The organism is Corynebacterium sp. MSK041, from assembly GCF_030232265.1.
Lineage (GTDB): Bacteria > Actinomycetota > Actinomycetes > Mycobacteriales > Mycobacteriaceae > Corynebacterium.
In genome coordinates this window covers 184,703-197,668 of sequence record NZ_JASPJK010000001.1, presented here as the reverse complement: position 1 = coordinate 197,668, position 12,966 = coordinate 184,703, and the positions used below count along the sequence as shown (strand labels likewise).

At 60.4% G+C, this 12,966-nt stretch carries 9 protein-coding genes; 6 read left to right on the top strand and 3 right to left on the bottom strand.

Going from position 1 to position 12,966, the window contains the following annotated elements:
* Positions 1–229: 229 nt before the first annotated feature.
* Positions 230–625, bottom strand: a complete 396-nt coding sequence (locus tag QP968_RS01035) for an oxidoreductase (RefSeq protein WP_284854483.1) — start codon at positions 623–625, stop codon at positions 230–232.
* A gap of 118 nt (positions 626–743) precedes the next feature.
* Here QP968_RS01035 and sucB point away from each other — a divergent pair, with 118 nt between their 5' ends.
* The 6 genes from sucB (at position 744) to lipA (ending at position 9,221) form a co-directional block, all read left to right on the top strand.
* Positions 744–2,825 carry a 2-oxoglutarate dehydrogenase, E2 component, dihydrolipoamide succinyltransferase gene (sucB, locus tag QP968_RS01030; RefSeq protein ID WP_284854482.1) on the top strand — a complete coding sequence of 694 codons (2,082 nt, stop codon included), beginning with the start codon at positions 744–746 and terminating at the stop codon, positions 2,823–2,825.
* A gap of 157 nt (positions 2,826–2,982) precedes the next feature.
* Entirely contained in the window at positions 2,983–5,838 is a 2,856-nt protein-coding gene (gene gcvP, locus QP968_RS01025) for an aminomethyl-transferring glycine dehydrogenase (protein ID WP_284854481.1), read from the top strand.
* A gap of 41 nt (positions 5,839–5,879) precedes the next feature.
* Positions 5,880–6,968, top strand: a complete 1,089-nt coding sequence (gene gcvT / locus QP968_RS01020) for a glycine cleavage system aminomethyltransferase GcvT (protein ID WP_284854480.1) — start codon at positions 5,880–5,882, stop codon at positions 6,966–6,968.
* A gap of 2 nt (positions 6,969–6,970) precedes the next feature.
* Positions 6,971–7,360 carry a glycine cleavage system protein GcvH gene (gcvH, locus tag QP968_RS01015; RefSeq protein ID WP_102723907.1) on the top strand — a complete coding sequence of 130 codons (390 nt, stop codon included), beginning with the start codon at positions 6,971–6,973 and terminating at the stop codon, positions 7,358–7,360.
* Between the two features lie 27 nt (positions 7,361–7,387).
* Complete coding sequence (lipB, locus tag QP968_RS01010; RefSeq protein WP_284854479.1) at positions 7,388–8,122, top strand: lipoyl(octanoyl) transferase LipB; 735 nt, start codon at positions 7,388–7,390, stop codon at positions 8,120–8,122.
* 10 nt (positions 8,123–8,132) lie between these two features.
* On the top strand, positions 8,133–9,221 hold the full coding sequence (gene lipA / locus QP968_RS01005; RefSeq protein ID WP_284854478.1) for a lipoyl synthase: 1,089 nt from the start codon (positions 8,133–8,135) through the stop codon (positions 9,219–9,221).
* 174 nt (positions 9,222–9,395) lie between these two features.
* Here lipA and QP968_RS01000 read toward each other — a convergent pair whose 3' ends face one another.
* Together QP968_RS01000 and QP968_RS00995 are read right to left on the bottom strand one after the other, a co-directional pair.
* On the bottom strand, positions 9,396–11,486 hold the full coding sequence (locus tag QP968_RS01000) for an acyl-CoA dehydrogenase family protein (protein WP_284854477.1): 2,091 nt from the start codon (positions 11,484–11,486) through the stop codon (positions 9,396–9,398).
* A 58-nt stretch (positions 11,487–11,544) separates the two neighbouring features.
* Positions 11,545–12,840 (bottom strand): acetyl-CoA C-acetyltransferase, encoded by a 1,296-nt coding sequence (locus QP968_RS00995; RefSeq protein WP_284854476.1) that lies wholly within the window; start codon positions 12,838–12,840, stop codon positions 11,545–11,547.
* Between the last annotated feature and the right edge of the window lie 126 nt (positions 12,841–12,966).

Below are 12,966 nucleotides of genomic sequence, written 5' to 3'. Positions count from 1 at the left end.
GGGGTGTGTAAAAATTTACAACGCGAAAAATCGGCTCGAATGAAACCCCTGGTAGACAATTTCTATAGCTCAATAGTTTCCGGCGCAATGTAAGATTTTACACCGGGAATGGGCACCCAAGGCTAACCGTGGCACAGGAGCGCCAGGCCCTAGTTGTTTGCAAGTGTGTCTCCAGCGGGTTAGATGCACTTTTTGCTACCTAACCCCAGCTTTCTGCCGAGTAGAACCTCTATGAATTAGGGTCCTCGCCGCGCTCAAACTTAGCGCGACGTTCCCTTTGTTCAGCCCTCTTGCGCAGGATGCGCTCCTGTTCAATGCGTTTGCGCATGCGGTCGGGGTAGCCGGTCTCTTCGACGTCGTAAAGCGGAATGCCCAGCAACTTGCTCACCGCATCAATTCCCTTCGGACCCCCAATTTTGCGGCGCGTGTACTCCCCATTTTCAGCGACGAGCACGACAGACATCTCATTAACCATCGTCTCCGGCTCAACAAACCCCTCCACGAACCCTTTATCCGCCACCCACGCCTTCAGATACTGGGCATCTTCCGGGCGCACGGTCTCCCCCGGACCACGCGGCGGCTTGAAAGCAGAGGGCTTCTTGCGGGAGCCAAAGAGATTAAACACGCACCACATCTTATGCCACGTGATTCCCAACCCCTCACTATTCGAACACGAAAATGGCGAAGCGGGTACGCTAGGTGCGGATAAACGTCTGCAAAGTTGTAGAGGAGACTCAAACATAATGGCTCACTCAGTTGAGATGCCCGAGCTGGGCGAATCGGTCACCGAAGGCACCATCACCACCTGGCTGAAGTCTGTTGGTGACACTGTTGAGGTCGACGAACCGCTGCTCGAGGTCTCCACAGACAAGGTCGACACGGAAATTCCCTCCCCCGTATCGGGTGTTCTGCTTGAGATTAAGGCAGAGGAAGATGACACCGTTGAGGTGGGTTCCGTCATCGCCATCGTGGGGGACGCGGATGAGAAGCCGTCCTCCGATGACTCCGGCGATTCCGCCAAGGCCAACGAACCTGCCGAGGAAGAGCCGGAGCAGGAAGAGCAAAAGGCAGAGGAACCAAAGGAAGAAGCTCCGTCTGCCGGCTCCGGCAACGCCACCGATGTGGAGATGCCAGAGCTGGGCGAATCGGTCACCGAAGGCACCATCACCACCTGGCTGAAGTCTGTTGGTGACACTGTCGAGGTCGACGAACCGCTGCTCGAGGTCTCCACCGACAAGGTCGACACCGAAATCCCATCCCCGGTTGCAGGCACCATCGTGGAAATCCTCGCCGAGGAAGACGACACCATCGAAGTCGGCGCAGTCATCGCCCGCATCGGCGACGCCAACGCAGCACCCGCCAAGGAAAAGCCGAAGGCAGACGAGCCAAAGGCCGACGAACCTGCCGAGGAAGAGCCGAAGGCAGAGGAACCGAAGGAAGAAGCTCCGTCTGCCGGCTCCGGCAACGCCACCGATGTGGAGATGCCAGAGCTGGGCGAATCGGTCACCGAAGGCACCATCACCACCTGGCTGAAGTCTGTTGGTGACACTGTCGAGGTCGACGAACCGCTGCTCGAGGTCTCCACCGACAAGGTCGACACCGAAATCCCATCCCCGGTTGCAGGCACCATCGTGGAAATCCTCGCCGAGGAAGACGACACCATCGAAGTCGGCGCAGTCATCGCCCGCATCGGCGACGCCAACGCAGCACCCACCAAGGAAAAGCCGAAGGCAGACGCGCCCAAGGCCGACGAATCTGCCGAGGAAGGGCCGAAGGCAGAGGAACCGAAGGAAGAAGCTCCGAAGCAGGAAGAGAAGCCTGCCGAGGCACCGAAGGCAGAGGCACCGAAGACTGAAGCGCCGAAGACCGTGGACAACGGTGGCAAGGTTCCGTACGTCACTCCGCTGGTGCGCAAGCTCGCAGAGAAGCATGGCGTGGACCTGAACAGCATTGAGGGCACCGGTGTTGGCGGGCGCATCCGTAAGCAGGATGTCATCGCTGCTGCTGAGGGTGGCGCAACTGCTGCATCTGGTGCTGCTGAGGCTAAGGATTCTGGTCCGCGTGCACGTTGGTCCACCAAGTCCGTGGACGCGGCCAAGGCTGAGCTCATTGGCACCACGCAGAAGGTCAACCGTATCCGTGAGATCACGGCTTCCAAGATGGTTGAGTCGCTGCAGACCACTGCACAGCTCACCCACGTCCAGGAGGCAGACGTCACTCGCGTGGCGGAGCTGAGGAAGAGTGTGAAGCCGGCATTCGTCGATAAGCATGGCGTGAACATCACGTACCTGCACTTCTTTGTGAAGGCCACGGCCGAGGCATTGGTGCAGCACCCGAACGTCAATGCGTCCTACAACGCGGAGACCAAGGAGATCACCTACCACGACACGGTCAACATTGGCATCGCTGTGGATACCCCGCAGGGCCTGCTGGTTCCGGTGCTGAAGAATGCTCAGGACATGTCTCTGGCTGATATTGCCAAGGGCATTGCGGATCTGGCTGAGCGTGCACGCAACAAGAAGCTGCGTCCGTCTGACCTGGCCGGCGCAACCTTCACGGTGTCCAACATTGGCTCCGAGGGTGCACTGCTAGATACCCCGATCCTCACCCCGCCGCAGGCCGGCATCCTGGGCACCGCCGCTATTCAGAAGCGTCCGGTGATTGTGACGGAGGAGGGCATCGACTCGATTGCTATCCGCCAGATGTGCTACCTGCCATTCACCTACGACCACCAGCTGGTTGATGGTGCGGATGCAGGTCGCTTCGTGTCCACTATCGTGGACCGCATTGAGGTGGGCGACTTCGAGGCTGATCTGGATCTCTAGGGTTTCGCTTTCTCCTAAGTAAGTGCCGGTTCCCCGTCGTGGGGCCGGCACTTTTCATGTTGTGAACTCCCTTTGAGGTTCTCTGCACGCTCGCATGAGAGAGTCTCTACACTTGTTCAGTGATCGCAACTAACTACATGCAAGGAGTGCAGTCAGCGTGGATTACATCTCTCGCCATATCGGTCCGACGGATAGCGAACGCGCAAAGATGCTCGACATCGTGGGGTACGGCTCGATTCAGGAGCTTGTCGACGCAGCGATGCCGCCAGGGATTCTTGCCAAACAGCCGTTGAACCTTCCGCCCGCATTGACGGAGAAGGAAGCGCAGAACCGCCTGCGTGAGCTGGCTGCTAAGAACACGGTGCTGCGCGCCTTCCATGGCCAGGGCTACTCCTCCACTGTGACTCCGCCGGTGATTCGCCGTGGCGTGGTGGAAGATGCTGGCTGGTACACGGCCTATACGCCGTACCAGCCGGAGATTTCACAGGGCCGCCTTGAGGCACTGCTGAACTTCCAGACGATGGTGCAGGACCTGACTGGTCTGCCGATGGCGAATGCGTCGCTGCTGGATGAGGCTTCCGCGGTGGCTGAAGCCATTGGTCTCATGGCACGTGCGGTGAAAAAGGGCCGCCGTGTCTTGCTGGATTCTCGCCTGCACCCGCAGGTGATCAATGTTGCTGCGGAGCGTGCTCGCGCACTCGACCTTGAGGTTGAGGTCACCGCACTGGATTCCAACCTCGTGGGAGAGGACTTTGTTGGTGTTGTGATCGCATATCCGGGCACGGAGGGCGACATTGCTGATCCACGCCCGGTGATCGAGGCCATCCATTCCCGCGGTGGTCTGGCCACCGTTGTGGCGGATCCGTTGGCGCTGCTGCTCTTGGAAGCCCCGGGCACGATGGGCGCAGACATTGCTGTGGGCACCACGCAACGCTTCGGTGTGCCACTGTTCTACGGTGGCCCGCACGCCGCATACATGGCTGTGACGGACAAGCTGAAGCGCCAGATGCCTGGCCGCCTGGTCGGTGTGTCCGTCGACGCGGAGGGTTACCCTGCCTACCGCTTGTCCCTGCAGACTCGTGAGCAGCACATTCGCCGTGAGAAGGCGACCTCCAATATTTGTACCGCCCAGGCGCTGCTCGCGGTCACTGCCTCCATGTACGCCGTGTACCACGGCCCGGAAGGCCTCAAGGAGATTGCGCAAGCGGTACATGAGTGGGCGGGGCGCTTTGCGCGCTCGATAAGCGCCGGCGGCCTTGACGTGAAGCACGAGAAGTTCTTTGACACGGTAGCTGTCTCCGTGCCTGGCCGTGCGCAGCAGATTGTGGATGAGCTGGCAGAAAACGGCTACCTGGTGCGCGCGATTGATGCAGATACCGTCGGCGTGAGCTTTGGCGAAGACACTGATGAGGCTGATCTGGTGGCACTGCTCGCTGGCTTTGGCATCAAGGATGCGCCGACTGCTGAAGCGGGCTCGCACCTGCCACAGGAGTTGGAGCGCACCACGGATCTACTCACGCACGAGGTGTTCAACACCCACCACTCCGAGACGATGATGATGCGCTACATTCGCTCGCTCGGTGACAAGGATCTGGCGCTGGATCGCACGATGATTCCGCTGGGCTCCTGCACGATGAAGCTCAACCCGACTGCAGGCCTGGAGGCCATCACCTGGCCGGGCTTTGCCAATGTCCACCCGTTCACGCCGGACAAGTACACGGAGGGCTGGCGCGAGCTCATCGATGAGCTGACGGGCTGGCTCGTGGAAATCACCGGCTACGACGCAGTGTCTGTCCAGCCAAACTCCGGCGCAACGGGCGAGCTCGCTGGTCTGCTGGCTATGCGTCGCTACCACGTGGCAAACGGCGACACCGAGCGCGATATCTGCCTCATCCCGGCATCCGCGCACGGCACGAACGCGGCGTCCGCAACGCTGGCAAACCTGCGCGTCGTGGTTGTGGCAACCGCACCGGATGGTTCTATTGACATGGAGGACCTGGACAAGAAGCTGGAGCAGTACGGCGACCACGTTGCTGCCATCATGATCACCTACCCGTCCACCCACGGTGTGTACGAGGACACGGTGAAAGAGGTGGCTGACAAGGTCCACGCTGTTGGTGGCCAGGTCTACATCGACGGCGCCAACATGAACGCACTGACTGGTCTGGCCCGTCCGGGTGATTTCGGTGGTGACTGCAGCCACCTGAACCTGCACAAGACCTTTACCATCCCGCACGGTGGTGGTGGCCCGGGCGTTGGCCCGATTGGTGTGGGCGCCCACCTGGCACCGTTCCTGCCGTCTGACCCGCAGGCAGTGGATGGCAGCAATGCTGGCGATGAGGCCCCGCAGGGTGCTGGTGTGCCGATCGCAGCAACCACCTACGGTTCGGCTGGTGTACTCCCGATTTCTTGGGCGTACATCGCCATGTCCGGCGCTGACGGCCTGGCGTCTGCAACCCGCAACGCCATCCTCAACGCCAACTACGTAGCACATGAGCTCAATGAGCCCTTCCCGGTCCTCTACACAGGCAACGCTGGCCTGGTGGGCCACGAGTGCATCATTGACCTGCGCGAGATCACCGAGCAGTCTGGCGTAACTGCCGCTGATGTGGCTAAGCGTCTGGTGGATTACGGCTTCCACGCCCCTACCCTGGCATTCCCGGTGGCCGGCACTCTCATGATTGAGCCAACTGAGTCGGAGGATCTGGAGGAGCTCAACCGCTTCATCACCGCAATGCGTTCCATTCGCGCGGAGATCCAGGAGATCATCGACGGCAAGGTTGCCTACGAGAACTCCGTGGTCCACCACGCACCATTCACCGCCCGCAGCCTCATCGCGGGTGACTGGGACTACCAGTTCAGCCGCCAAAAGGCCGCCTACCCAGTGGACACCCTGCTGACCAACAAGTACTTCCCGCCAGTGCGTCGTATCGACGAGGCTTATGGTGACCGCAACCTCGTGTGCGCCTGCCCGCCGCCGGAAGCCTTCGACATTGAGCAGCCCGAAGCCTAACCACCGCTGTTGAACACGGATTAAGACAAGGAGTAACTGATATGCCGCAATCACCTTTGTTTGCCACCCATGAAAAGTTGGGGGCACACTTCACTGACTTTGGTGGCTGGACTATGCCGCTGAAGTACGGCAAGGAGCTCGAAGAACACCGCGCTGTGCGCGAGGGCGTGGGTATCTTCGACCTGTCCCACATGGGCGAGATTGATGTGAAGGGCCCTGAAGCAGGCGCGTTCCTGGATTACGCACTGATTTCTTCCATGTCCAACCTGCAGGTTGGCAAGGCGAAGTACTCCATGATCGTCAACGAGGATGGTGGCATCCTGGATGATTTGATCACCTACAAGTTCGCTGATGACCACTACCTCGTTGTCCCCAACGCAGGGAACTCGGATGTGGTGTGGGCTGCGTTCCAGGAGCGCGTAGACAGCTTCGATGTGGAGATCCGCAATGATTCTCAGGCCATCGGGCTCGTCGCAGTGCAAGGTCCGCGCTCACTCGAGGTGCTCGAACCGCTTCTCGACGGCTCCCCGGCCGACCTCGCCTACTACTCCGGCGCCTGGATGAACCTGAACGCAACTAACGGTCAGACCGTTGAGGTCTTCGTTGCCCGCACCGGCTACACGGGTGAGGACGGCTTCGAGCTGTTCTGCCAGAACGACGACGCTCAGGCCGTGTGGGATTCTGTCATCGACCACGGCACCCCCTGTGGCCTGGCAGCGCGTGATTCCCTGCGCTTGGAGGCTTCCATGCCGCTTTACGGCCATGAACTCTCCCTGGCCATCACTCCAGTGGAAGCCGGCATGAGCCGTGCCTTTGCCAAGAAAGAAGCTGACTTCGTGGGCAAGGCCGCTCTGACTGGCCGCGAGCCGTCCGTGGTCATTGCTGGCCTAACCTCGGAGGAACGCCGTGCAGCCCGTGAAGGCGCGGCAATCTTCCTCGCCGGTACGGACGAGCAGATTGGCACCGTCACCTCTGGTCAGCCCTCCCCCACTTTGGGCCACCCGGTAGCTTTGGCGCACATTGCGCCCAACCATGCCACTGTGGGAACTAAGGTGGATGTGGACATCCGGGGTAAGCGGTATGCCTACACCATCAGCGACACCCCCTTCTACTCCCGAAAGGACAAGTAACTATGTCTGATCTGCCCCAGGAATTCTCCTACTCTGAGGACCACGAATGGATCAATGCTGCTGCTGATGCAGTGGTAGGCCAGACCGTGCGCATCGGCATCACGTCTGTTGCTACGGAGCGTCTCGGTGAGATTGTCTTTGCTGAGCTACCGGCCGTCGGCGACACCGTGGAGGCTGGTGAGACGTGTGGTGAGGTGGAGTCCACCAAGTCCGTCTCCGACCTGTACTCCCCTGTCACCGGTACCGTCACCGCAGTCAACGAGGAGATTGAGGACAACTACGAGATCATCAACAACGACCCCTTCGGTGAAGGTTGGCTGTTCGAGGTTGAGGTCGAGTCCGCTGGTCCGCTCTTGACTGCGGATGAGTACGCTGCCGCTAACGGCGTGTAAGTTTCCGCGGGGGCTACCATGTAGTGCATGACAGCCCCCCGCGAACCATTCTTTCCGGCCGATAGGTCAATCCGAGCCTCAGATTCCCCACTTGACGTGCGGGAACTGGGGCTTGTTGATTATGAGGAAACGTGGCACCTCCAAGCCGAACTCGCCGCTCAACGCGCCGATGACGCCATCGGTGACACTCTGCTCGTGCTCCAGCACCCCAGCACGTACACCGCCGGAAAGCGCACACAACCGGAAGACATGCCGGACAATGGGCTGCCTGTGGTCCAGGTTGACCGTGGCGGGCGCATCACCTGGCATGGTGAGGGCCAGCTAGTGGTGTACCCGATCATCAAACTCGCCGATCCAGTCGATGTCGTTGACTTCGTCCGTCGCATCGAAGAAGCCATGATCGCCACCATCCGCGAGTTTGGTGTGGAAAAGGCCGGGCGTGTCGACGGCCGCTCCGGCGTCTGGGTCCCCGCCGACGAATACCGCCGCGACCGCAAAGTCGCCCAGATTGGCATCCGCATCACCCGCGGAGTGACCATGCACGGTCTATCCATCAACTGCAATAACACTCTGGACTACTTCGGGCACATCGTGGCCTGTGGCATTAACGACGCAGACGTGACCACGCTTAGCCTCGAAACGGGGCGGGAGGTGACGCCGGGGGATGTGGCGCCGAATGTCGTCGATAAGCTGGCCAGCGCTTTTAGTGGCAAGCTGCAGGTAACGGACCACACAATCGCTTCTGGCAACGCCAAGGGATAAGGTGGACCGCGTGACTGCAGCAAATGAAGGACGCAAGCTACGCCGAGTAGAAAAGCGCAACGCGCAAACCCCGATCGAATCCAAGCCACGCTGGATCCGCAACGCGGTGAAAACCGGCCCCGAATACGAGGACATGCGCCGCAAGGTTAAGGGTGCCTCGCTGCACACCGTGTGCCAAGAAGCTGGCTGCCCCAACATCCATGAGTGCTGGGAATCCCGTGAGGCCACCTTCCTTATCGGTGGAGCCAACTGCTCCCGCCGCTGTGACTTCTGCCAGATCAACTCCGCGAAGCCGGAGCCGCTGGACGTGGAAGAACCGCAGCGCGTCGCGGAATCCGTGCGCGAGATGCAGCTGAACTACTCCACCATCACCGGCGTGACCCGCGATGACCTGGAAGATGAAGGCGCCTGGTTGTACGCCGAGGTTGTACGCAAGATCCACGAGCTCAACCCGCACACCGGCGTGGAAAACCTCACCCCGGACTTCTCCGGCAAGCCCGATCTGCTGGCTCAGGTCTTCGAAGCCGAGCCGGAGGTGTTCGCCCACAATCTGGAGACAGTCCCGCGCATCTTCAAACGCATCCGCCCTGCCTTCCGCTACGACCGTTCACTGGAGGTCATTCGTGCAGCGCGTGACTACGGGCTGATCACCAAATCCAACCTCATCCTCGGCATGGGTGAAACCCGTGAGGAGGTCCTGCAGGCGCTGGAGGACATGCAGGATGCCGGCACTGACATCATCACCATCACCCAGTACCTGCGCCCCGGACCGCAGTTCCACCCGATTGAACGCTGGGTGAAGCCGGAGGAGTTCATCGAGTACCGCGATGCTGCTTATGACATGGGCTTCGCCGCCGTCATGTCCGGCCCGCTCGTGCGTTCCTCCTACCGCGCCGGCAAGCTCTACGTCGAGGCCATGAAGTTCCACGGCCGCGAACTGCCGAAGAACCTCAAGCACCTCGCGGAGACCTCCCAGGGCGCTGCCGACCAGGAAGCCGAGACCCTGCTGAACAAGTACGGTCCGTCCCAGGACACCCCCGTCGTGTCCGCTGGTCGCCCGGCTGTCGGGCTTGGCTTGCCGGGCATCGGTGCTAAGTAGGGTCTAGCGAGCCTCCTTCAGCGCCAAATCTAGCTTTTAAGAACCAGCTTATCGGCCCAAAACGGGTCAAAAGCTGGATCTAAAAAGCGGGTTTTACACAGAACGGCCCCCACCCAAGAGCAGTTCAGTTTCTCGGGTGGGGGCTGCTGCGTTAGTAGAGGCTAGCGGTAAGCCTTACTTCTTAGACACCGGGATGTTGGAGCCGATCTTCCAGGCATCCGGGTTGTCGCGGCTGATGTCCGTGCCGCCGTCCTTGAACAGCGGACGGTCCAAAACCACAGACGGGATATCAAAGGCGTCCACGAGGACCTCAGACCATGGGCCGAGGGAGTCGACCAGGTCATTGATCGCGGCGCGAGCAGCCTTGACGCGGCCGGAGGAGAGAACGTTCTGCTCCTGGTACCAGCCAGCGTTTCGGATGATGGTGTCGAAGACGAACAGGTGACGCACCTGCTCAAACACTGCGCGTTCAGGAGAGCCGACCGGCAGGGAGCGCTCAGCCTCGATCATTGCCTGAACCATGAGGTTCTCAATGTAGGCCCATGCGGCGTTGAGCATGTGGTCCTGAGCCTTGTCAATGACCTTTGCGCCTTCTTCACGGGACAGCTTGCGTGCGCCCTGGATACGGCGGATCAGGGAGCGCATGACCAGCTGCTCGCGGAGCTGGACAACTTTGAGCTGGTAGTCAGCGTCGAAGAGCGATGCTTCCTCGCCGGAGAAGGTGTCCACCACGGTCTGAACAGTCGAGCCCAGGCCAGCGCGGCTGCGGACGATGTCACTGACGTTGGTGGCAGCGAACTTCACAATGTCCATGGCGGATGGGTTAGCCAGCTCACTGGTGTACGCGGTGAGCAGGTTCTTGCCGGCCAGCTGCAGCAGAACGGTGTTGTCGCCCTCGAACGTGTTGTACACGTCTGTGTCTGCGCGGAAGGTGGTCAGGAGGTTCTCCGACATGAAGCCGGCACCACCACATGCCTCACGGCACTCCTGGATGGTGTCGGTTGCGTGCTCGGTTGCCATTGCCTTGAAGGCTGCAGCCAAGGTTTCCATCTCGCGGGAGGCGAGCTCTTGCTGCTTGGTCGGGTTGGTCACAGACCACTCACCCGTTGCCTGGCGGGAAGTCTGATCCGCATAACGCTGGGTCAGCTGATTCTGCAGGATCTGGATGGCGTAGGTGCGAGCCAGCGGAATGATCAGGCGGCGACGGTGCGCGCGGTAATCAATCAGCTTGTCCTCAGTACCAGTGTCGCCGTAGTCGAACTGGCGACGCTGGTGTGCGTACTTCACTGCGATAGCCAGGGAGGACTTAGTGGCACCTGCGCCAGCAGCACCCACGGCGATACGTCCACGAATCAGGGTGCCCAGCATGGTGAAGAAGCGGCGGTTCTTGGACTCGATCGGGGAGGTGTAGTTGCCTTCCTCGTCGACGTCACCGAATTGGTTGAGCAGCGCCTCACGCGGGATGCGGACATTGTCGAAGGTCAAGGTGCCGTTATCAACGCCGAGGAGGCCGCCCTTGTGGCCGTGGTCGCCGATAACAACGCCTTCAACCGGGGAACCATCATCCTCGCGGATGCGCACCACGAAGCAGTGCACGCCGTGGGACTCTTCCTCGCCCGGGGTGTACAGCTGAGCAAAGACAGCGGACCAACGGCCATCACGCGCGGTGTTGCCAATGTAGACCTTGGTGGCGGATGGAGTCGGAGTGTTGATGACAAACTCCTTGGTCTCCGGGTCATAGGTAGCCGTGGTCTCCAAATCCTGAACGTTGGAGCCGTGGCCGCGCTCGGTCATGCCGTACGAGCCAAGCTTGGACAGGTCCATCGCGCCCTGCGCGTATTCGCGGTGACGCTCGGTGCCCAGCACGTCAACAGCGCCACCCCACAGGCCGAACTGCACACCAGACTTAATAGCCAGGGAGCCATTGAACTGGCCCAGCAGGTCCAGGCCCAAGATACCCACGTGGGCCTCACCAGAGCCACCGTTGGCCTTGGAGAAGGCAGTCTGCATCATGCCGGAGGTGGCCACCATCTTGACCTTCTCCAGCAGCGCTGCGCGGATCTCCTCGATGGAGCCCTCGATCATCGGCAGAGCTTCTTCGCGGTTGAGCTGCTCGCGGATGTTGTCCTTCTCGGTCTCCCACGCGCCGTCGAGAAGCGACTTCAGCTTGCCCGCAACAGCGGTGTCTGGAGTTTCCGGAAGAGTCTGCGGTGAGCGGGACTCCGGCTTGGCCTTACGGCCACCTTTTTCTTCAGGAGAGGTCATAGGTTCTCATTCCTTTACTGACGAAGAGATTGACGGGGATGAAGTTATTTCGAGGTGCTTAGCGCTCGAGGATTGCTACGACGCCCTGGCCACCTGCAGCACAGACGGATACGAGGGTGCGGCCGCCACCGTTTTCCTCCAGCATCTTCGCTGCGGAAGCAAGGATGCGTGCACCGGTTGCTGCGAATGGGTGGCCAGCTGCGAGGGAAGAACCCTTGACGTTGAGCTTGGAGCGGTCGATGGCACCGAGCGGCTTATCCAGGCCGAGGCGCTCGCGGCAGTAGGTCTCGTCTTCCCATGCCTTGAGGGTGGCCAGCACCTGGGAAGCGAATGCCTCGTGGATCTCGTAGAAGTCAAAGTCCTGGAGGGTCAGACCGTTGCGCTCCAGCAGACGCGGGACAGCGTAGGTCGGAGCCATGAGCAGGCCGTCCTTGCCGGACACGAAGTCAACTGCAGCCAGCTCGGAGTCAACCAAGTACGCCTTAACCGGCAGGTTGTGCTCCTTTGCCCACTCCTCGGAAGCGAGCAGCACGGATGCTGCGCCGTCAGTCAACGGGGTGGAGTTACCAGCCGTCATGGTGGCGGTGCCACCGTGCTGCTCTGCGTCCTTCTTGCCAAAGACCGGCTTGAGGCCAGCCAGCTTCTCCACCGTGGAATCCGGACGGAGGTTGGTGTCGCGGTTGACACCCAGGTACGGAGTCAGCAGGTCGTCGAAGAAGCCTTCCTCATACGCCTTAGCCAGGTTCTGGTGGGATGCTGCTGCGAGCTCATCCTGTGCTTCACGGGTGATCTCCATCTCGCGCGCGGTGATCGCTGCGTGCTCACCCATGGACAGGCCGGTGCGCGGCTCACCGTTTTGCGGCTGCTCCGGAGCAAGCTGGTTCGGACGGATGGAGCCGACGAGCTTGAGCTGATCCTTGGTGGACTTTGCGTTGGACAGACGGATCAGGGTCTTACGCAGGCGGTCGTTGACAGCCAGCGGAGCATCCGAAGTGGTGTCCGCACCACACGCAATACCGGACTCGATGCGGCCGAGGGCAATCGCGTCAGCCACCTGAATAGCGGAGGTCAGGGAGGTACCGCAAGCGTGCTGCAGATCAAATGCCGGGGTGGTGGAAGAAAGCTCCGAACCAATCACGGACTCACGCACAAGGTTGAAATCACGGGCGTGCTTGAGCACTGCGCCACCGACGACGAGCCCTAGCTCCTCATCCTGGAGACCGTAACGTGCCACGAGGCCGTTGAGGGCCGACGTGAGCATGTCCTGGTTGGAAGCGTTTGCGTATTCCTTGTTGGAACGCGCGAAGGGAATACGGTTACCACCAAGGATGGCTACTTTACGGGGTACATTCATGCTTGTTTTTCCTGCTCTTCCGATGAATGGTTGCGATAATCCGATGTGTCACCGCGATTATCTGAGGACGTATGTACTGTACTTTACAAAGTTAATCCTTTGTAAGGTTCGTCACCTTAGTGATCT